The 19,858-nt window shown below is 70.0% G+C and carries 15 protein-coding genes; 5 read left to right on the top strand and 10 right to left on the bottom strand.

Translation table 11 applies throughout. From position 1 onward, the window contains the following. Window positions 1-29: 29 nt before the first annotated feature. Window positions 30-1,118, bottom strand: a complete 1,089-nt coding sequence (gene apbC / locus FS845_RS03035) for an iron-sulfur cluster carrier protein ApbC (protein WP_144630646.1) — start codon at window positions 1,116-1,118, stop codon at window positions 30-32. 101 nt (window positions 1,119-1,219) lie between these two features. On the opposite strand from apbC, the gene FS845_RS03030 reads away from it, so the two are divergent. Next, on the top strand, window positions 1,220-1,492 hold the full coding sequence (locus FS845_RS03030) for a hypothetical protein (RefSeq protein WP_144630645.1): 273 nt from the start codon (window positions 1,220-1,222) through the stop codon (window positions 1,490-1,492). Between the two features lie 90 nt (window positions 1,493-1,582). Beyond that, window positions 1,583-3,676: a methionine--tRNA ligase gene (gene metG, locus FS845_RS03025; protein ID WP_144630644.1), complete on the top strand. Its 2,094-nt coding sequence runs from the start codon at window positions 1,583-1,585 to the stop codon at window positions 3,674-3,676. A gap of 45 nt (window positions 3,677-3,721) precedes the next feature. On the opposite strand, the gene FS845_RS03020 is transcribed toward metG, so the two are convergent. The 5 genes from FS845_RS03020 to FS845_RS03000 all read right to left on the bottom strand — a co-directional run bounded on the left by FS845_RS03020 (window position 3,722) and on the right by FS845_RS03000 (window position 9,648). Further along, a complete protein-coding gene (locus FS845_RS03020; RefSeq protein WP_260986120.1) occupies window positions 3,722-4,495 on the bottom strand; it encodes a sulfurtransferase in 774 nt (257 codons plus the stop codon). A gap of 11 nt (window positions 4,496-4,506) precedes the next feature. Beyond that, entirely contained in the window at window positions 4,507-5,031 is a 525-nt protein-coding gene (locus FS845_RS03015; protein ID WP_144630643.1) for an META domain-containing protein, read from the bottom strand. A gap of 220 nt (window positions 5,032-5,251) precedes the next feature. Further along, entirely contained in the window at window positions 5,252-5,815 is a 564-nt protein-coding gene (locus tag FS845_RS03010; protein ID WP_144630642.1) for an META domain-containing protein, read from the bottom strand. A gap of 41 nt (window positions 5,816-5,856) precedes the next feature. Further along, complete coding sequence (locus tag FS845_RS03005; RefSeq protein WP_144630641.1) at window positions 5,857-7,437, bottom strand: sensor domain-containing diguanylate cyclase; 1,581 nt, start codon at window positions 7,435-7,437, stop codon at window positions 5,857-5,859. Between the two features lie 42 nt (window positions 7,438-7,479). Further along, window positions 7,480-9,648 carry an ATP-binding protein gene (locus FS845_RS03000; protein ID WP_144630640.1) on the bottom strand — a complete coding sequence of 723 codons (2,169 nt, stop codon included), beginning with the start codon at window positions 9,646-9,648 and terminating at the stop codon, window positions 7,480-7,482. Between the two features lie 178 nt (window positions 9,649-9,826). Here FS845_RS03000 and FS845_RS02995 point away from each other — a divergent pair, with 178 nt between their 5' ends. The 3 genes from FS845_RS02995 to FS845_RS02990 all read left to right on the top strand — a co-directional run bounded on the left by FS845_RS02995 (window position 9,827) and on the right by FS845_RS02990 (window position 11,986). Next, on the top strand, window positions 9,827-10,414 hold the full coding sequence (locus FS845_RS02995; RefSeq protein WP_144630639.1) for an excisionase family DNA-binding protein: 588 nt from the start codon (window positions 9,827-9,829) through the stop codon (window positions 10,412-10,414). A 169-nt stretch (window positions 10,415-10,583) separates the two neighbouring features. Continuing rightward, window positions 10,584-11,126 (top strand): hypothetical protein, encoded by a 543-nt coding sequence (locus tag FS845_RS26420; RefSeq protein WP_186332134.1) that lies wholly within the window; start codon window positions 10,584-10,586, stop codon window positions 11,124-11,126. Beyond that, window positions 11,123-11,986: a Kiwa anti-phage protein KwaB-like domain-containing protein gene (locus FS845_RS02990; RefSeq protein ID WP_186332133.1), complete on the top strand. Its 864-nt coding sequence runs from the start codon at window positions 11,123-11,125 to the stop codon at window positions 11,984-11,986. The genes FS845_RS26420 and FS845_RS02990 overlap by 4 nt, the downstream gene beginning before the upstream one ends. Before the next feature lie 120 nt (window positions 11,987-12,106). Here the strand turns inward: FS845_RS02990 and FS845_RS02985 are convergent, their stop codons facing one another. From FS845_RS02985 to FS845_RS02970, 4 genes are read right to left on the bottom strand one after another with little or no spacing between them, the layout of a single operon-like run. Then, the gene (locus FS845_RS02985; RefSeq protein ID WP_144630637.1) at window positions 12,107-14,158 is read right to left on the bottom strand and encodes a hypothetical protein; all 2,052 of its coding nucleotides are present in this window, start codon (window positions 14,156-14,158) and stop codon (window positions 12,107-12,109) included. 22 nt (window positions 14,159-14,180) lie between these two features. Beyond that, a complete protein-coding gene (tagF, locus tag FS845_RS02980; RefSeq protein WP_260986119.1) occupies window positions 14,181-14,939 on the bottom strand; it encodes a type VI secretion system-associated protein TagF in 759 nt (252 codons plus the stop codon). Window positions 14,940-14,953: 14 nt separating this feature from the next. Further along, window positions 14,954-18,565: a type VI secretion system membrane subunit TssM gene (tssM, locus tag FS845_RS02975; RefSeq protein ID WP_144630636.1), complete on the bottom strand. Its 3,612-nt coding sequence runs from the start codon at window positions 18,563-18,565 to the stop codon at window positions 14,954-14,956. Then, complete coding sequence (locus tag FS845_RS02970) at window positions 18,562-19,845, bottom strand: DotU family type VI secretion system protein (RefSeq protein ID WP_144630635.1); 1,284 nt, start codon at window positions 19,843-19,845, stop codon at window positions 18,562-18,564. The genes tssM and FS845_RS02970 overlap by 4 nt, the downstream gene beginning before the upstream one ends. Between the last annotated feature and the right edge of the window lie 13 nt (window positions 19,846-19,858).

Raw genomic sequence — 19,858 nt, 5'->3', positions numbered from 1 at the left:
GCAAGCGAGCGTACAGCCTCGCGCATGCGTCAGGATGGTTGCTGCACGACGATGGAGGGAAATTTGCCCGCCATGTCGCGCGGCAACGCCGCCACGCCGGCGGCCAGTTTGCGCGCGATGCCGCGGTACAGGCCCGCTGCTTCGCTGGTTGGATCGGCCGCCACGGTCGGATTGCCCGCGTCGGTCTGTTCCCGGATGCCGAGGGTCAGCGGCAGGCTGCCCAGCCACGGCACGTCGTACTGGTCCGCCATGCGGCGTCCGCCGCCCTCGCCGAAGATGTGTTCGGTGTGGCCGCATTGCGAGCACACGTGCATGGCCATGTTCTCGACCACGCCCAGCACCGGCACCTCGACCTTCTGGAACATGCGCAGGCCGCGGCGCGCATCCAGCAGCGCGATGTCCTGGGGGGTGGTGACGATGACCGCGCCCACCACCGGCACCTTCTGCGACAGCGTGAGGGCCACGTCGCCTGTGCCGGGAGGCATGTCGACGATCAGGTAGTCGAGGTTGTCCCAGTTGGTCTGGCGCAGCAGCTGTTCCAGCGCCTGCGTGACCATGGGGCCGCGCCAGATGGCCGGCGAATCGGCGTCGATGAGAAAACCGATGGAATTGGCCTGCAGGCCGTGGCCATGCAGCGGATTCATCGACTTGTTGTCGGGACTTTCTGGACGGCCGGTGATGCCCAGCATGGTGGGCACGCTGGGGCCATAGATGTCGGCGTCCAGCACGCCCACGCGCGCCCCGTCGGCGGCCAGCGCCAGGGCCAGGTTGACGGCCGTGGTGCTCTTGCCCACGCCGCCCTTGCCCGAGGCGACTGCGATGATGTTGCGCACGCCCGGCAGCGGCTTCAGGCCCTTCTGCACGGCATGCGTGGCGACGTTCCAGGTGACGTCGACCTGGGCCTGCGCGAATCCGGCGCTGGCCAGCGCGGCCTGCGCCGCCTGACGCACTTCGCCCGCGATGGGCCCGGCGGGGTAGCCCAACTCGACCTTGGCGGCGACGCCGCCTTCCAGGCGGATGTCACGATCTTTTACAAAAGCGCTGAGGTCCTTGCCGGTGATGGGATCGTGCGCCGCGCGCAGGGCGCCGCGTATCTGCTCTATCGTCGCTATACTCATAAGACCAGGGTTCCATGGGCAGCGCGGGAATCCGCCCCGCCGTTGCCCCCAAGGATAGCGGATATGCGGGAACCTTCCGCTGTGTTTTACATCCTATCTACATGAACGATATTCTCTCCCGCTTCGTCCGCGCCGCCCTCTTCGCCGTCCTCGGTCTCATCGGCATGGCCATGGCGCTGGTCTTCATGATCTCCACCGCCGTGGCGGTGGGCATCCTGTACGTCGTGGCCAAGGTGCGCGGCAAGCCCTTCGGCGCCCGCGCCTACTGGAGCCAGCGGCGCGCGGCGCCCGGCCCCTTCCCCGGCGGCCCGGCGCCTTTCGCGCAACCCGCCGGCGGCGACATCATCGACGTCGAGGCCCGCGAAATCCGCTGAGCGGCCCGGCCCGTGCGTGCCCCGCGGATGCTTTCCGCGGGAAAGACCTAAAATAGCCGGCCCCGACTCTCCGTCATACGCCGACCCGCCATGTCACGCACGCTTTTCGTCACCACCGCCCTGCCCTACGCCAACGGTTCGTTCCACATCGGCCACATCATGGAATACATCCAGGCCGACATCTGGGTGCGGGCGATGCGCATGGCGGGCCATACGGTGCACTTCGTGGGCGCCGACGATGCGCACGGCGCGCCGATCATGCTGAAGGCGGAGAAGGAAGGCATCACGCCGCAGCAGCTGGTGGCGCGCTACGCCGCCGAGCGGCCCACCTACCTCAACGGTTTCCACGTCCGTTTCGACCACTGGCACTCCACCGACACGCCCGAGAACGTGGCGCTGTCGCAGGGCATCTACATCGCGCTGCGCGACCAGGGGTTCATCGAGACACGCACCATCGAGCAGTTCTACGACCCGGTCAAGGGCATGTTCCTGGCCGACCGGTACATCAAGGGCGAGTGCCCCAAGTGCCATTCCAAGGACCAGTACGGCGACTCGTGCGAGGTCTGTGGCTCCGCCTACGCGCCCACCGACCTCATCAACCCGTACTCGTCGCTGACCGGCGCCACGCCGGTGATGAAGTCGTCGGACCACTTCTTCTTCAAGCTGTCGGACCCGCGCTGCGTGGAATTCCTGCGCGACTGGACGGCCGGCGCCAACGCTGCCGGCACGCCGCGCCTGCAGTCCGAGATGCTGGCCAAGACGCGCGAATGGCTGGGCGCCGACGACGGCGAGGCCAAGCTGGGCGACTGGGACATCTCGCGCGACGCGCCCTACTTCGGCATTGAAATCCCCGACGCGCCGGGCAAGTACTTCTACGTGTGGCTGGACGCCCCGGTGGGCTACCTGGCCTCGCTGCAGTCGTACTGCCAGGCCAAGGGCCTGGACTTCGACGCGCTGCTGGATCCGGCCGGCTCCACCGAGCAGGTGCACTTCATCGGCAAGGACATCATCTACTTCCACGCGCTGTTCTGGCCCGCCATGCTGAAGTTCGCCGGCCGCAAGACGCCGGACGCGATCAACGTGCACGGCTTCATCACCGTCAGCGGCGAGAAGATGTCCAAGAGCCGCGGCACCGGAATCTCGCCGCTGCGCTACCTGGAACTGGGCATGAACGCCGAGTGGCTGCGCTACTACATGGCCGCCAAGCTGAACGCCCGCGTCGAGGACATGGACTTCAATCCCGAAGACTTCGTGGCGCGCGTCAACAGCGACCTGGTGGGCAAGTACGTCAACATCGCCAGCCGAGCGGCCAACTTCATCACCAAGCATTTCGACGGCGCGCTGGCCTATGCCGGCGACACCGCCGCGCTGTCGGCCGAGTTCGCCGCGCAGGCCGAGTCCATCCGCGCCGCCTTCGAGGCGCGCGAATACAACCGTGCCATCCGCGAGATCATGGCGCACGCCGACCGCATCAACCAGGCGTTCGACAGCGCGCAGCCCTGGGTGCTGGCCAAGGACTGGGCCAATGCCGACGACGCCCGCAAGCTGGCGCTGCAGGACATCTGCTCGCGCGCGCTGGCCGGCTTCAAGGCCCTGTCGGTCATGCTGGCGCCGGTGCTGCCCGCCCTGTCCGACCGCGTCGCGCGCGAACTGTTCGGCGGCACTGACAGCTTCACGTGGGCCGATGCCGGCCAGCTGCCGCAGCGCGTGGCGCCGTTCCAGCACCTGATGCAGCGGGTCGATCCGAAGCTGCTGGACGCCCTGTTCGAACCGCCGGCCGAGGCCGCCGCGCCCGAGGCGCCCGCCGAGCCGGCCGCCGTGCCCGGCGGTGAACCGCTGGCCGACACCATCACCATCGACGACTTCGCCAAGATCGACCTGCGCATCGCCAGGATCGTGAACTGCGAGGAAGTCGAAGGCTCGACCAAGCTGCTGCGCCTGACCCTGGACGTGGGCGAAGGCCGCCACCGCAACGTGTTCTCGGGTATCAAGTCGGCCTACCAGCCCACCGACCTGATCGGCAAGCTGACCGTCATGGTCGCAAACCTGGCGCCGCGCAAGATGAAGTTCGGCGTCTCCGAAGGCATGGTCCTGGCGGGCAGCCACGCCGACGAGAAGGCCAACCCCGGCATCTACGTGCTGGAGCCGTGGCCCGGTGCGCAGCCCGGCATGCGCGTCCGCTGAGAGCGCCCCGCCAAGCCGCGCAGGGAGGGGGTGCCCGCGCGGCGCTCAGGCCTGCGGCGCCAGCGCCGGATCCAGCGCCACGCGTTCGTCGAACACGAAGCAGTGGCCCTTGAAGCCCACCCCGCCGGTCTGTTCGAAGTACTTCAGGATGCCGCCTTCCAGCTGCAGCACGTGCGGCACGCCGGCCTCGGCCATGTAGATGGCGGCCTTCTCGCAGCGGATGCCGCCCGTGCAGAAGCTGACCACGGTCTTGTCGCGCAGTTGGTCCATGTGCGCCTGCACCGCCGCGGGAAACTGCGTGAAGCGGTCGATGCGCCAATCCACCGCGCCCTCGAACGTGCCCACGTCCACCTCGAAGGCATTGCGCGTGTCCAGCAGCAGCAGTTCGCGGCCCGCATCGTCGCGGCCCTGCGCCAGCCAGCGGGCCAGCGTGGGACCGTCCACGCCGGGCGCGCGGCCGGCCTCGGGCCGGATGGCGGGATGGTCCATGCGGATGATCTCGCGCTTGATCTTCACCAGCATCTTGCCGAAGGGCACGTCGCCGGACCAACTGAACTTCGCTTCCAGGTCGGCGAAGCGCGCGTCCGCGCGCAGCCAGGCGAGGAAGCCCTGGATGCCTTCGTCCGTGCCCGCCAGGAACAGGTTGATGCCCTCGGGCGCAAGCAGGACGGTGCCCTTCAGGCCGGCATCGCCGGCGCGCTGCAGCATCTGGCCGCGCAGGGCCGGCAGGTCGTCCAGCGTCACGAATTTGTAGGCCGCGATGTTGGCCACGCGGCCCGCCGGGTCCTGCAGGTCCGCTTCCTTCACGGTCTTTTCCACGCCCGCTGCTTTCACATCCGTCCGCCCGCGACGGGATCCGCGCGGCGGCCGAAATCGAGCACCTCGCCCGTGTCCAGCACCAGCGTCAGCCGGTTGGGCTGCACGTCGCTGTCCAGGCGGCTGGCGGTGATGCGGGTCAGCGCGGCCAGGTAATCCTGCTCGAGGCGGGCGCGCTCGGCGTCCGGGCAGGCCATGCGCGAATTGACCGGCGCGTCGGTCACCACCAGCAGGCCGTTGGCCAGGACGTACTGGCCGGAATAGGTGTTGCAGCCCGAGAAGCCCGACAGGCGCGGCTGGCCCTGCTCGCGGATGAAGCTGATCGTGATGGGCTGCTGGTTGGACCCGGCATGCGGCACGGGCCGCAGCGGGGCGCCGGGACGCGTCCAGCGCGCCAGTTCCCAGGTGGTCTGGACCAGCACGTCGTGCTGGCTGGCCGCCGCATAGGTGGCGGCTCGGCCGGCGGGCGGCTGGGAAGCGCAGGCCGCCAATGCCAGGGGCAGGACGAGCGGCAGCAGGCGTGCGAGGGGTGGGCGCATGGCGGTCTCCGGAAAACCTGCGCCGGCCAGACGGCGGCCGGCGCAGCATGCATTGTAGGCGGGCGGCCGCCCTCGTCGCGCGGCAGGCGGCGCCCAAGCCGCAGGCGGGGAAGACCGGAGCACGCGGAGACTGATGGCAAGAGCCGCGGCAAGGCCGCCCTAGCATGCCCCGGCTCGCACCGGCCCGGCCGCGCATGGCAGTCGGATCGGGACGAAAGCCTTACGGCGTGGGCGGATCCGCGCGGCGCACGAAATCGAGCACTTCGCCGCTTTGCAGGTTGAACGCCAGGCGGCGCGGCGCGCCGCCGCTGTCCAGCGTGAACGTCTTCACCTGCGACAGGGCGCGCAGATAGGCTGTCTCGAAGGCGGCCAGTTCCGGCTGCGCGCAGGCCATGCGCGTGGCGCCGGGCGTCTGGATGGCCAGCGTGCCGCCTTGCAGCAGATACGCGCCGCTGTAGCGGTTGCAGCCCGAGAAGCCCACCACGCGGTACTGGCGGCCCTGAGCCAGGAAGGTCAGGTGCACGGGCTCGCCGGCGGCGCCGCGCGGCGGGACGGCGCGCGTCTGCCCGTCGGGCTGCGCCCAGCGCACCAATTCCCAGGAGGTTTGCGCCAGAGAATCGGCGCTGGTGGCGGCATTGGCCGCGCCGGGCCCCTGCGCGCGGGCCTGCACCTGCGGTTCGGTGGACGCCTGGCCGGGCTTGCCGGCGCAGGCGGACAGCAGCATGGCGGCGCCGCAGGCCAGCAGCGCGGGCGCGGCGGCGCGGGTATACGTGGCGATGGACATGGGCAAGGCTCCTGTTGCGACAGCAGCCTCAACTGTAAACCCTAGGGATTACCGGGCGTTGTCGCGGCAAGACCGGATGTATCCGCCTCTTCCGCAGGCGGTTCGGCGCGCACCTGGTTGCGGCCGCCGGACTTGGCCGCGTAAAGGGCCTGGTCGGCACGCGCCACCAGGTCTTCCGGCCCCACGCCGGACGCGGGCCGCATCGCCGTCACGCCCACGCTGACCGTGACGGTGCCGCCGCCGTTGCGGATGCGCAATTGCTCGACGGCCTGCCGGATGTCCTCGGCGATGCGGCACGCGGGGCGCAGGCCGGTGTCGGGCAGCAGCACCACGAATTCCTCGCCGCCATACCGGGCGACCACGTCGGTCGGGCGACGCGCCGACTTGCGCGCCATCTGGCCCAGCCGGCGCAGCAGGTCGTCGCCGGCCGGATGCCCGTACAGGTCGTTGAAGTTCTTGAAGTTGTCGGCATCGATGAACAGCAGCGACAGCGGGCGATCCAGCAATGCGGCCTCGTCCCAGGCCTTGCGCAGCGCGGCGTCGAAGGCGCGGCGGTTCGACAGGCCGGTCAGCCCGTCGGTCTGCGCCAGCGCGGTCAGCTGCGCGGTTTCCGAACGTCCCTGGCGCAGCACGCCACGGAAGAACATCATCAGCATCAGCACGGCGGCGCAGAACGCCACGGTGGACGGGCCGGTGAACCAGGCGCGATGCCGCCAGGGCAGCATCATGTCGTCCACGGGCGACGAGATGCTGACGATCAGCGGCAGGTCGGCCACGCGCACGTAGCTGTAGTAGCGCTCGACGCCGTCGCTGGCATCCACGAAGCCGCCATGGACGGACGCCTGATAACGCGCCATCAGCGCGGGGGTCACGGTGCTGGCCTGCTGCCCGCAGGGCTCGCCGCAGCGTTGGCGCAGCACCAGGCCATCGTCGCGCAGCAGCGAAATGGTGTCGTTCGGCCCCAGCGCGATCTGGCCGAAGCGCTCGTCGAAATAAGCCAGCCGCAAGGCGCCCATGACCACGCCGGCGAACGAGCCGTCGGCATTCTGCAGGCGCCGGCTGATGGCGATGCTGGGGTCTTCCTTGCGCAGGCGGCTGCGGTACGGATTGCTGATGTACAGCTCGACGTCGGCGCGCTCCTGGTGCACGCGGAAATAATCGCGGTCCGAGAAATTGCCCTTGCGTGCCTGGGGCGAACGCGAGTCGCGCATGATGTTGCCTCGCGTGTCCAGCACCAGGATCGAGCCCAGGTAATCGGCCATGGCGGCGCGGTCGAACAGCAGCCGGTGCGCCATGTCGGGACTGAGCTTGCCCAGCCCCGGCTGCGCCAGGCCCTCGATCACGCCCAGCAGCGACAGGTCGTACACGCGGATGGTGCGCGAGATGTCGGCCTCGAGGATCATCGCCAGGTTGTTGGTGGCGGTGGCCACGCGCTCCCAGGTGGCGCTGCGGTCATAGTGCAGGAAGGCGGCCGTGGCCGAGATGGCCACCAGCAGGATCAGGCCCGTGGCCACGTTCAGGATGCGCTGCATCGTGCGCACGCCCAGCGCGGAATGCACGCCCGAACGGAACAGCCGGCGCGCGGACGAGCCGCCGCCATATCGCATCGATGCCATCGCCATGGACCGCTCCTTGCCTTTCTTTCTTGTCAGCCCGCTGCGTGCCTATCCCAGCGCGGGCATCGAGACGATCACCGTCGTCCCGACACCCAGCCGCGACTCCAGCCGGACCGTGCCAGCGTGCAGCTGGACGATTTCCTTGACCATTGCCAAACCCAATCCCGTGCCCGGGATCGCGCCGTTCTTGTCGACGCGGTAGAACTTGTCGAAGACCCGCGCCTGGTCTTCCTTTCCGATGCCGATACCCTGGTCGGACACCCGGATCTCGGCAATGCCGTCCGCCGCGCGCACGCCCACCGTGATCGGCGTGCCGGCAGCCGAATACTTCACGCAGTTCTCCAGCAGATTGCGCACCACCGATTCGATCCGCTGGAAGTCGCCGCGGATGCGCACGCTCGCATCGCCGCCTTCGCGCAGCAGCCGCTCGCGCAGGCCGGGCAGGCGGTCCGCGGCGCTGTCCACGGCATCCGCGAGGCGGAACTCGGTCATGTTGAAATCCTTGTCGGCGCGCGCCTCGATGCGCGCCAGGTCCAGCAGGTCGGCCACCAGCGTGGACAGCGACTGCGCCTGGTTGCGGATCATCACGTACAGCGACTGCTTGCGCGCCTCGGGCACGCGGTCGGCGGCCAGCAGCTCGGACAGGCCCAGGATGCCCGCGGTGGGCGTGCGCAGCTCGTGCGCGGCCGTGGACACGAACTCGCTTTTCATGCGGTCGACCTGGGTCTGCGCGGTGATGTCGCGCACCAGCGCCACCATGCCCGCGTACGGCGCCTGCAGGGCCTCGATGCGGAATTCGAACACCGAGATGCGCGGCGTGCTGAGCGTGTACACGCGGCGCCGGCTGGCGCCCGGTTCGGCGCCCGCCAGCGCCGCGGCCAGGTCGCGCTGCTTGGCGTCGCGATCTTCCGAGAGGTCGTTGGCGAAAAACAGTTCGGCCAGGCGCTCGGGCGTCCATTGCGCGCGCTCGGCATCGCCCTCGCCCAGCAGCAGGCCCAGGCGCGGATTCACGCTGTCGACCACGCCGTCCGAGAACGCGATGGCGGCGTCCGGAATGGCCTTGAACAGGGCCTGCAGCCTGGCGGCCTTCTCGGCCTGCTGCTCCGTCGCGCCGCGCTCGCGCAGCGCGGAGTCGGCCAGCCGGCGCCACAGCGCGACACGCCGCAGCTCGGACGTCACGATCAGCGCGGTCATGAACAGGCCGGCCAGGATCAGCAGATCGCGGCGGCGGCGGAAGGCCTCGAGATACTCGTCCGTCGCGTAGCCCACCACGACCACCAGCGGGTACGGCGACAGCACCTGGTAGCTGGACAGGCGCTCGACCCCGTCGATGGGACTGGTGGCGCGGAACGTGCCCTGCGACGCATTGGCCACGGCGGCGCGCAGCAGGCTGCCGGCGGCCAGGGCTTCGCCCTGCGCCTCGGCTGACAGCGTGCGGCGCGTGCGCACGACGTAGTCGTCGGTGCCGAAGATCGTGACCATGCCTTGCGGCCCGATGCGCAGCAGCCGGTACAGGCCGGCGAAATAGACCGGGTCCAGCGTCATGGACACCACGCCGACCAGGACGCCGTTCGCATCCGTCACGGCGCGCGACAGCTGGATGGCGGGCGCGGTGCCGGCGGGCTCGGCATCGGGCTTGCCGACGTACAGGCCGTGCGTGCGGCGCGCGGCATCGAGCTGCGCGCGCACGGCGTCGCGGCCCGCCATGCTGGTGCCCACCTGCCCGGCCTGCGTCGAGGCGCGCACTTCGCCCTGCGCATCGGTGATGGCGATGCGCTGCACCACCTCCGGCGCGATCAGGCCCTGCTCGGTCAGCGCGGCCAGGTCCATGGCCGGGCCCTGGCGGCGCACCTCGCGCGCCAGCAGCGCGGACAGCCGGTCGGCCTCGCCCAGCACCTGGCGCGAATGCGCCGCCAGCGTCTCCGTCAGGGTGGTCGCCGCGGCGCGCGCCGCCTGCAACTCGGTGCCCCGGTCCCACGAGATCCACATGGCCAGGCAGGACCACATCGCCGCGATCAGCAGCAGGCCGGGCAGGTAGTCCGGCAACCTGCGCATGGCCATGCGCGTCAGCAGATCCAAATTCCACTCCTTCAGCGGACCGCGCCAGCCGGACGCGCGCACCCCGGCCTGGCGGGCGTGAGCCAGGCTGGCGTGCGGCGCGTGGCCACGTCGATCTTTCAGTTCCAGGAGCTTCATGGTGTTCGTGAAAGTGCGCAAGGGGCGATGTCCTCTGCGCCCACACGCTGTTTCATATTTGCGAATAAATTCTGCAAAAGACGAAAAAATGATAATATGCGCAAATCCTGTACGCAACAGAATTAGCGTAGTCTTCCGTTCCGAAGGCGCTTGGGGTTGCCTTTTCCCGACGCGCACACCCTTAAGGCGGTATCTGTCCGTGAACGAACCGGAATTCCTCACCACCAAAGCCGCCGCGGAGCTCATCGGCGTATCCGTGCGCACGGTCCAGCTGTGGGTCGAAGCCGGCCTGCTGCAGGCCTGGAAAACCGAAGGCGGACACCGGCGCATCGTGCGCACCTCGGTGGACGACCTGCTGCGCCGCCGGGCCGAAGAAGCCGGCCAGCCCGCCCCCGGCGACGGCGGCCCGCTGCGCGTGGTGGTGGTCGAGGACGACGTGCACCTGCAGACCATGTACGAGCTGACGCTGAACAGCCTGCCCTTCCCGCTGGAGCTTAAGATGGCCGGCGACGGGTTCAGCGGCCTGGTGCGCATCGGCCAGTTCCGCCCGCACGTCATCATCGCGGACCTGAACCTGCCCGGCTTGGACGGCTTTCGCATGATCCGCGCGCTGAAGGAAGCGCCCGAGTCGCGCGACGCCGCGCTCTACGTCATCTCGGCGCTGACCCCCGAGGACATCCTCGACCGCGGCGGCCTGCCCGACGGCGTGTCGTCGCTTTCCAAGCCGGTGCCCATGAGCACGCTGGAAGCGCTGATGCAGCAGGCGCACGAGCGGCTGAACGCCTGACGCGCCATTGCGGGCGGGCGGCGCACGCGCCAGCGCTGCGGCGGTCGGCCGCGCGGCGTTGCCAGCGCTCGCGACATGCCGGGCCAACCGCGGCGCGGTAGCATACGGAGTCCCCATTTCCCTGGACGACCCATGCCGCGCGCTTTCCCTCCGCCCGACGGACGGCACCATGCTCAATAGGCTCGTCCGCATTCTGCTGGCGCTGACCGCGGTCGCGCCGCTGTCCATCCCCCTGGCTTATCTGTACGCGCGCCAGCAGCAGTTCCTGTGGGCCGCGCTGGCGCTTGCCGGCTGCCTGGCGCTGGGCGGCCTGGCATGGTCCATCATCGCGCTGGCCAGCAGGCGGCTGGAGCCGCTGCCCATCACCATCGTCAAGGCCAAGAGCGCCGACAAAGAGGTGCTGGCGTTCTTCATCGCCTATGCCCTGCCGCTGATCTTCCGCACCCCGCCCGGCACGGCGCCCAGCCTGGATGGCTGGCTGTTCGCCATGCTGCTGCTGGTGTTCGTTCTGTGGAGCACGCACACGCTGCAGGTCAATCCCGTGCTGGGCCTGCTGGGCTTCCACTTCTACGAGGCCGACGCGCAGGGCGGCATCACGTACCTGCTGATCACGCGGCGGGAGATCACCAACCTGAAGTCCATCGGCCACGTCGTCCAGATCGGCGAATACGGCGTGCTCGAAGCCCGCCGCCCGCCCGGAGCCTCTCCATGAGCCTTTTCGCACTGACCAGCCTGCCCGGGTCGCGCATTCTGCGACTGGTGTTGACGGCGGCCCTGCAGGAAGACATACGCAGGCTGTTCACCGAACAGCTCGCGGCTTTCGAGACGGGCATCGTGGACACGATCCCCTTCGACGGCCGCTACGCGCCGGACGAGGGCGAGCTGCTGTCCATCGACGGCTTTCACGAGGCGGCCGCGCTGCGCGACGCGGTGGCCCATCCGGTGTCGGTCGAGGCCTACGACCCGGCCCGGCACGCGCTGGACGGCGTGCGCGCCCTGTTCAGCGGGGTGGGCGCACGCGGCGCCGAGCGCGTGCTGATCCAGCGTTTCGAGCGCCGCCGGCTGATCTCCAACCGCGGCCTGGCCATTCTCTATTCGGGCAATACGTTCCGCAGGATGGAGCAGGACGGCCTGACGCTGGACACCAAGCTGCTGGCGGTGCTGGACGGCGACACGCTGCGCTTCCAGAGCTTCCATTTCCTGCGGCAGGTGTTCGACCTCAGCGCGCAGTTCAACGAAGCCACCAACGAAGACGTGCAGCGCTTCGCCACGCACGCGAAGATCGCCGTCGAGGATCCGGACGCCTTCCTGGAAGGGGCCGGCACGCTGGTGCGCAAGAAGATCGCCCTGATCCTGCAATCGGGCCTGCTCGAGAACTACAGCACGCAGCAGATCGCCGCGGCGGCGCAGGAGTTCGACCTGACGGTGCAAGTGGATGCGAAAAAGCGCATCGTGCTGCCCGACAACAAGACGGCCTTGCGCCGCCTGCTGCACTTCCTGGACGAGGATTACTACACCTCGCCCATCAGCCGCACGCGCTACGTGTCGAACTCCAAGCGCGTGGCGGACTGAGGGCCACGGGCGCCGGGGACGGCCCGCATAGAAAGGCCGATGCCTCACGCGTCGATCGGTGCGACGAACATCGCATGTTCGGCACGCGGCGGACGATCGATTCGTCCGCCGCTTTTCCAGTCACTCGAACCTGTGCGACACCGAGGCGCTGCGGCCATCGGTCAGGTCCACAGACACCGAATAATCCGACGACGCGGGGTTGCGCACCGTGATGGTGTGCCTGCCGGCCGGCAGCGACAGCGAGCGCAGCGGCGGGCTGACGCCGCGCGAGCGGCCATCCACCAGCACCTCGCCCCACGGCGCGATGTTCAGGTTGACGGTGCCGGTGGCGGGCTTGGGCGGCGTATCGGCCGCCGCGGCCGCCAACGCGTCCGTGGTGGCCGTGGCCACGCCGGACGGATCGGTCGCGCTGCCGTTGGCCGTGCCGGTGGTCGGCTGCACCGTGCCCGGCACACCGCTGGCCGCCGACGGGACGGTGCCCGGTTGGGTCGCGCCGCTGCTGGGCGAGGACAGGGTGCCGTCGACGACGGAAGCGCCGGGAGTGGGGGCTCCCGGAGTGGAGACTCCCGGGTTGATGGCGGCGGTCGCGCCGCTGCCGGAAGAACCCGGCTGCGCCGTCATCGGCGGAACGCCGCCCGTGGCACCGGGCGTGGCCGTCGATGACGGCGGCGGCACCCGGCTGCCCTGCGGCAAGGCAGTCGACCCGTTGGCCGCGTAGGGATCGGCGGGCGTGCCGCCCGTGGGCGCCTGGCCGCCGGCCGACGGCGCCGTCGAGCCGGCCGCGCCGGCCTGGGGCGCAGCGCCGCTGGGCGTGGGTTGCGAAGAGCGCGGTTGCGGAGGCTGCGGCGGCGTGCTGTCGGTCAGCGAGCGCGGGGGATTGCCGGTCTGGACCGGCGCGGAGCTGCCGCCGCCTACACCGGCCCGCAGCGGCGTTTCGCTGCCCTGCATGCGCATCCAGAAGAACACGGCGCAGCCGATGACGACCAGCACCACCAGCACCATCACCCACGACACCCGCGACGGCGGCGACGAGCGCTGGGCCAGCTTGGCCGACTGCGTCCCGCGTGCATCGTGCACATCCTCGGCCTGCGTACGAGGCGCGGCCTCGGCCGCGACGGCAGCGGCCGCCACCGGGGCCGGCTCGGGGATGGGTTCGGGGATCGGCTCGGGAATCGGTTCCGGGATGGGCTCCGGGAACGGCTCGGGCGCGGCGGCCGGCGCCCGGACCGGCGCAGCCGGGATAGGGGCGGGAGCCACGGCCGGGATAGGCGCGGGAGCAACGGGTATCGGCGCGGGCGCGATCACTTCGACCGGCGCCGCGGACACCGGTGCCACGGCCGGAGACGGCGGCACGGGCACGGGCGGCATCGGCACCGGGGCGGGTGGCACGGGCGCCGCGGCGAGCGGCGCGGGCACGGGAGCGGCCGCCGGCGCCGCGACGGGCGCGGCCATCGGCGCGATCGGTGCGGCCGGCACGGGCGTGGCGACCGTGGCAGGAGCCACCGGTGCAACCGGTGCGGCCATCGGCGGCGGCGCCACCGGCGGCATGGCCGGCTCGGCCACGGCGGTCGGCAACGGCGCCACGGGCACGGCCGGCGTGGCTTGCGCACCCAGGCGCTGCAGCAGCGTATCCAGCGTGCCCGGCCGCACGCGGTGATCCATTGCCAGGCCTGCGTCGATGGCCTGCGCGAAGCCCGCCGCGGCGGGGTCCGGCATACGCCGCGCCAGCGGCACGTAGTCGTCGCGCACGCAGCGCTGCAGGGCTGGCGGCGGCGGCTCGCCTGTCGCCAGCGCGTAGCCCAACGCGCTCAGCGCATAGATGTCGGTCCAGGGCCCGCAGGGATGCTGCGGATCGTCCGTGTACTGCTCGAACGCGGCGTAGCCAGGCGCGCGTGCGACGGATTCGGCATTGGCGGCGGGCGTCGCCGGACCGGCCAGCAGATGCGCGCGGCCATCGGCGTCCACGCCCACGGCGTCCAGCGCGATGCCGCCATGCACGCGCCAGCCGGCATGCAGCGGCGACAGCTCGGCGATCAGGTCGGCCAGCACGCGGCCGACGCGTTCGGCCGGCATGCCGCCGCGCGCGAACTCGGGCAGGCTGCGGAGGGGCTGCGGCGCGTTGGCCGCCGTATCGAAGTCGCGCCCGTGGGCGCCGGCTTGGGAAGGATGCATAAGGGCTCCGGGCAAAGGGGCCTCACAGGCGCCACGTCGAGGGCGACGAGAACAGGCGCAGGAACAGGGTGGCATTCAATGCGCCGCCGTGCACGTAGGTCTGCAGGGCCGCGCCATCGGCTTGATTGGTCCACCAGTAGCTGGTGTGCGAACTGGGATTGAAGCAGAAAGGCAGGTCCGGCCAGGCGGCCAGCGCGCGCGTGTCGTAGGCCGGCGCCGCAGGCGCCGCCGGCGCGGCGCTCGGCACACCTGCATTCAGGATGTCCAGGATGTCGCTGCCGGCAGACGAGGCGGCGGAGACCGGCGCGGCGGACGCGGCGGCCAGCTTGCGGGCGGGAATCTCCACGCCCAGCAGCGTGCGGTCCAGATGATCGGCGCTGCAGCCGTTGCGCGTGGCGCTCAGCAAGCCCGCGCCCAGCTGGCGATAGTAGTCGCCGCCCTCTTCCAGATAGGCGGGCTGGAAGGCGTCGGCGGGCAACGCGTACATCGCGCACAACGGATACGAACGGCCCACGCGGTCGCGGCTCGGGGCGATGCTGCCCAACAGCACCGCGCCCGCGCCCGGCCCGGCGGGAATCGCGAAATTCCAGATGGGCGCGGTGAGGTAGGCCCGCTCGGCGCCGTCGTCGATGGAATTGCGCAGCGCGGCCAGGCCGTACTGCAGCCACTTGTCCCACCACGCGATCAGGCCCCGCGGCAGCCGCCGGTGCACGAAATCGCCCGCCGCCGGCATCTTGCCGTACCAGCCCACGCTGTCTCCGTTCTCTCCGTTGCCGCGCATGGTCCGGGCCCCCGTCACGAACGGCCGGGGCACGAGAACCCCTGCATTTCGGGAAGGTGGAAAGGACTCTTCACGCTGCCAGCGCGGATTTCCAGGACGATCTTGCGCCCTCCGATGTTGAAAGTGGCCATGGTGATCTCCGGTGAAGGACCGCGCTGCAGGGATGCCTTGTCCAGCATCCGGTTCAGCGCCCAGGGGCCGCTGCTGACCAGCCCCGCGGTGCCGACTTGCGGCGCCAGTTCGATACGAACCTGATTGGTGCCGCGCGGACCCGGCCACTGCACCGTGGTGGCCACTTGCGGGCCATGGGTGTAGCGGACAGTCTGTCCGTCGACGTCCATCAGGAACTGCGTGATGGCGGGATCCATCTCGACCGGACGGATCGAGACCCGATAGGACGGCGTCGGGCTGCCCGCCATGAAATACGCGTCGCGGATGGCCGCGCCGCGCTGGAAAGAATCCAGCAGCGCCGAGTTCTTGCCGGGCGTGCCATCGATGCCCGGCTTGAAGCGCCAGCGCGAACCCGACACGTCGATCTCGCTGATCAGGTTCTTCTGGAAGAATTCGTCCATCATGCCATTAGGGGCGAACAGGCGCGCCATGTCGTTGGGCGCCACGTCCTTGTCGGAGTTCGACGAGAACGGGTAGCGGCCCGCGATGGCCTGGCGGCAGAACAGCCCGATGGTGGCGTACGAATTCTCGCCCAGGCGCTCGCGCGTCACGCCCGACACCTCGTTGGACGCTCCCGTCGACAGGTCGTCCAGCACCCCGCGCAAGGGCCCCGGCATGCGGCCGGCCTCGGCGCGCATCTTGGTGACCACGTCGGACGCGGGCGCCGGGCTGGCGCTGCGCAGCGCGGCATCGGCGGCCGTCAGGTACGTGTACAGCTCGTTGAGCAGGCTGGTGGTGGCCGCGATGGGCGCCTGCTGGCCCTGCCCTTCGCTGCGGGCCAGGCGGCGCCACGGCTCGAAGTGCTCGTCCACGATGCGTTCCAGCTTGCCTTCGGTGGCGTCGGCGCGGGTGGCGGCATTGGGGCCTGTGGGGCCGAACATCTGCTCCAGGGCATCGCGCGTGCTGCTGACCCGTTCGCGCGCGGCATCGGCCAGCGTGCGCTCGTTGTTGGTGTCGCGCAGCAGCGTGGTCTCGCGCGCCACGCCGTTCACCAGCTGCACCAGCGGCGAGTCCGGCGCGGACAGCGTGCGGGCCAGCTGGATGCTCTGCATCAGCGAGCTGCGCGGCGCCAGCGTCAGGTCGTTCAGGTAGCCGTCCCACTGCGCCACGTAGTCGTTCAGGTACAGGCGCTTGATGTCGACGATCAGCTGTTGCTGCGAGGCCTGGTCCAGCAGGCCCGGCGGCGGAATGTCCAGCACCCAGGCGTCGTCCTTGCGCAGCAGCTCGGCCACGCGCGTCACGCGCGGATTGAACACGTCCCAGTAGCCGCGATAGGTGAACAGCGATGCGATGCCCTGGTTCAGCGGCTTGCCGCTCTTGCGCGTGAACACCGCGTTGGCCTGCGGTCCGCCCAGCGTGACGGCGGTGGTGTCCGGCGCGGTCTCGCCGCCGGCCAGCATGCGGCGCAAGCGGCTGTAGGCGCGCTGCGCCAGCGTGTAGCGCGCCAGCTGTTCGCGCGCCTGCTTGACCAGTTCCTCGTCGCGCGGGAACGGCGAGGACAGCACGCGGCCCTGTACCAGGTTGCGCAGGTGCAGCGACAGCAGGTCGTATTGGCGGCGCGTGTAGCCCTCGGGCAGCGTGTGCTGCATGTCGGACAGCAGCCAGGCGTGCATGAACTCGGCATCGTAGTGGTCGGCCTCGTACAGCATCAGGTAGGCGCGCAGCGCCTCGTAGCTGTATTCCAGGTCGTCCGCCTTGGCCGAGCGCAGCGCGGCCTCGATGCGGCGCGCCACCTGCGGCAGCAGCACCGTGTCCAGCGCGTCGCGATAAACACCCTGCACCGCCGAATTCATCTTCTCGCCCTGGTACAGGCCGAAGCGGTAGCTCCAGGGCGGCGAGTCGATCTCGAAGTTGGCATGGCGCGGCAGATACCACAGGCTGTCCAGGAACGGCATCAGTCCCAGCACGTCCCCCGCCTTGGTGATCTTGATCTCGCGGCCCAGCTTCTCCACCGTCGGCACGCGGCGGTCGACCTCGTCCAGGTAGCGCGAGTTGTTGCCGTAGCTGATCAGCCATCCGGCCGTCAGTCCCACGAAGGCCAGCGCGATGGCAGCATAGCCGGCCCAGTGCAGGCGGCGGTAGCGGCGCTCCCAGCGCAGGTTCCGGCCCGCCAGGCCAGCCTCGCGGAAGATCACGTTCTGCAGCAGGTCCTTCAGGAAGAAGCTGCGGCCCTCTTCGGAGTCGGGCGTGGCCGGCGCCAGTCCGCCCTCGATGCGCAGGTAGCGCTTCAGGTGGCCCGTGACCTGGTCGAAGGTCTCGCCGCCCTGCGTGCCGCTGGTGAAGTACACCCCGCGCGGCATCAGGCGCGCCTCGAAGCGCGAAGTGGCGAACACATCGCTCAGGAAATGGCCCAGCACCGATTGCAGGCCGGCGAACTGCTGTGGCAGCAGATAGGCCAGCGCGCGGCGCGACTCTTCCGTCTCGGCCGCCAGCACTTCGGGCAAGGCGTCGTCCAGGCGCCGCTGCAGCAGGCGGTATTCGGCGTGGAAGGCCTCGTACAGGTCGAAGTCCTGTTCCTGGCTGCGCGCGTAGGGCAGCGTGAAGCCCCACACCTGCTCCAGGTCTTCGCGGCTGAACGACGCGAAGTACTGCTCGAAGCCCTGCAGCAGATCGACCTTGGTGACCAGCACGTAGACCGGGAAGTTGATGCCCAGCTGCTCGCGCAGCTCCTGCAGGCGGCGGCGCAGCACGGCGGCATGCTGCGCGCGTTCGGCCTCGGAGGCGGCCAGCAGGTCTTCGATGCTGATGGTCAGCATCGCGCCGTTGATGGGCTGCCTGCCGCGGAAGCGCGACAGCAGGCCCAGGAAGCCCTTCCACTCTTCCTCGTCGCCGGTGGGATCGCTTTCGTGGGTGGTGTAGCGGCCGGCCGTATCCAGCAGCACCGCGTCGTCGGTGAACCACCAGTCGCAGTTGCGCGTGCCTCCCACGCCGCGCAGCGCGGCCTTGCCGAAGCGGTCGGCCAGCGGGAAGTTCAGGCCCGAGTTGACCAGCGCGGTGGTCTTGCCCGAGCCAGGCGCGCCGATGATCACGTACCAGGGCAGCTGGTACAGGTACTGGCGCGAATAGCGGTCGAACGAAAAGCGGCGCTTCTGTCCGTCGAAACGGGTCTTGCGCAGCAGCTCGACGGCTTCGTCGAAACGGCTTTCCAGCTCGCGGATGTCGGATTGCGGGGCCTCGGCCTCCGTCTCGTCCTTCTTTTTCGACGGGCGGCGCAGCTGGCCCAGCAGTTGCGCGTTCAGGCGTCCCTCGCGCCACTTGCGCCACAGCAGGCGCAGCAGCCAGATGGCGAACAGGATGACGATGACGATGATGCGCGCCGTCTCGCTTTCCAGCGGGCGCTGCGCGCCGATGGCCAGCAGCGGGCCGGCGATCCACACCAGCAGCGCCAGCGCCACGATGCCGAAGAAATTCCACAAGCCACGGCTGAAGAGCCAGCCGAAGATGCGATACATCATTGTCGGGCTCCTTCCGGAGTAGCTTCATGCGGCACGGGCGGCACCATCAGCGTGATCTCCACGCGACGGTTGGCCGAACGGCCGGCCGCCGTGTCGTTGGGCGCGATGGGGTCGGCATCGCCACGGCCCTCGGCACGCACGCGTCCCGCCTGGCCCAGGCGTTCTTCCAGGATGTCCTTGACCACGTCCGCGCGCGCCTGCGAGAGGTGCCAGTTGGACGGATAGCGCGCCGTGCGGATGGGCACGTTGTCGCTGTAGCCGCGGATCAGGATGTTGCCCTGCGTCTGGCGCAGCGCGTCGGCCACGCGCGACAGCACGGGAACGTAGCGGTCGCGCACCACGGCCGCGCCGGATTCGAACAGGCCATCGCCGCGCAGCACGATCACGCTGCGGTCGACCTCGTCGCGCACCGCCACCAGCTGTTCGCGGATCTCGGGTTCGAGGAACACGGCCAGGCGCGGCGACGGCGCCGGACGGCGCACCGCGGGCGGCGCGATCTGCATGGTGGGCGGCTTGAGCTGCCCGATCGCGGCGAACACCACGTCGGACCGGCCGCCCAGGCTCCAGTTCAGGCCCCAGAACACCAGCAGCGCCAGCACCGCGGCCAGCGCGCCGAACACCCACAGCGGCACCGGCAGGCGGCGCAGCGCCTGCTGCGCCGGCGCATCGCGCCAGTGCGGCGACAGCGCGCGGGCGTATTCGCCACGCGCGCTGCGCAGGATGCGCAACAGCCGCTGGCGCAGCGTCTCCAGCTGCGTGCGGCCGTTGTCCACCACGCGGTAGCGGCCCTCGAAGCCCAGCAGCAGGCAGTAGTACAGCAGCTCCAGCAGGTCCAGGTGATGGCCCGGGTTCTGCGACAGCTTGGCCAGTAGCTGGAAAAACTTCTCGCCGCCCCAGGTCTCGTTGTGGAACGTCACCAGCAGGCTGTGCGCCGACCACACGCCGCCGCCGCCCCAGGGCGTCAGCGCGGCCGCTTCGTCCAGGGCCGTGCACAGGCAGTAGCGCGCGCCCAGGATGGTCTCGTTGGGGATGCCCGCCTGTTGCGCGCGCAGTTCGAACTGGCGCACTTCGTCGACCAGGTGCTCGCGCAGCATCGCGGGCGAGGGGTGCGAATGGGTCGCGCGGATCTGCGGGATCAGGTCCAGCAGGGGATTGGCCGCCGCCACCAGCGGATTCGATCCGCTGATGACGTATTCGTGCGGACGCAGCCGGCTGGCCGCGCCGCCGGGCGCGGCGCCTTCGTCCAGCAGGCCGGGAAAGGGAGGATCGGATGCGTGCATGCGTGGAATCTCC

This window comes from Bordetella genomosp. 13 (assembly GCF_007679965.1).
Lineage (GTDB): Bacteria > Pseudomonadota > Gammaproteobacteria > Burkholderiales > Burkholderiaceae_B > Bordetella.
Note: the sequence above shows the minus strand (reverse complement) of the source record. Positions and strands in the feature narration are given on the sequence as shown.

Excerpts from the sequence above, each read along its gene's own strand:
- apbC (WP_144630646.1), bottom strand. The coding sequence starts at position 1,118 with ATGAGTATAGCGACGATAGAGCAGATACGCGGCGCCCTGCGCGCGGCG.
- tssM (WP_144630636.1), bottom strand. The coding sequence starts at position 18,565 with ATGATGTATCGCATCTTCGGCTGGCTCTTCAGCCGTGGCTTGTGGAAT.
- metG (WP_144630644.1), top strand. The coding sequence starts at position 1,583 with ATGTCACGCACGCTTTTCGTCACCACCGCCCTGCCCTACGCCAACGGT.
- FS845_RS02990 (WP_186332133.1), top strand. The coding sequence starts at position 11,123 with ATGAGCCTTTTCGCACTGACCAGCCTGCCCGGGTCGCGCATTCTGCGA.
- tagF (WP_260986119.1), bottom strand. The coding sequence starts at position 14,939 with ATGCGCGGCAACGGAGAGAACGGAGACAGCGTGGGCTGGTACGGCAAG.
- FS845_RS03030 (WP_144630645.1), top strand. The coding sequence starts at position 1,220 with ATGAACGATATTCTCTCCCGCTTCGTCCGCGCCGCCCTCTTCGCCGTC.
- FS845_RS26420 (WP_186332134.1), top strand. The coding sequence starts at position 10,584 with ATGCTCAATAGGCTCGTCCGCATTCTGCTGGCGCTGACCGCGGTCGCG.
- FS845_RS03010 (WP_144630642.1), bottom strand. The coding sequence starts at position 5,815 with ATGTCCATCGCCACGTATACCCGCGCCGCCGCGCCCGCGCTGCTGGCC.
- FS845_RS03005 (WP_144630641.1), bottom strand. The coding sequence starts at position 7,437 with ATGGCGATGGCATCGATGCGATATGGCGGCGGCTCGTCCGCGCGCCGG.
- FS845_RS03015 (WP_144630643.1), bottom strand. The coding sequence starts at position 5,031 with ATGCGCCCACCCCTCGCACGCCTGCTGCCGCTCGTCCTGCCCCTGGCA.
- FS845_RS02970 (WP_144630635.1), bottom strand. The coding sequence starts at position 19,845 with ATGCACGCATCCGATCCTCCCTTTCCCGGCCTGCTGGACGAAGGCGCC.
- FS845_RS02985 (WP_144630637.1), bottom strand. The coding sequence starts at position 14,158 with ATGCATCCTTCCCAAGCCGGCGCCCACGGGCGCGACTTCGATACGGCG.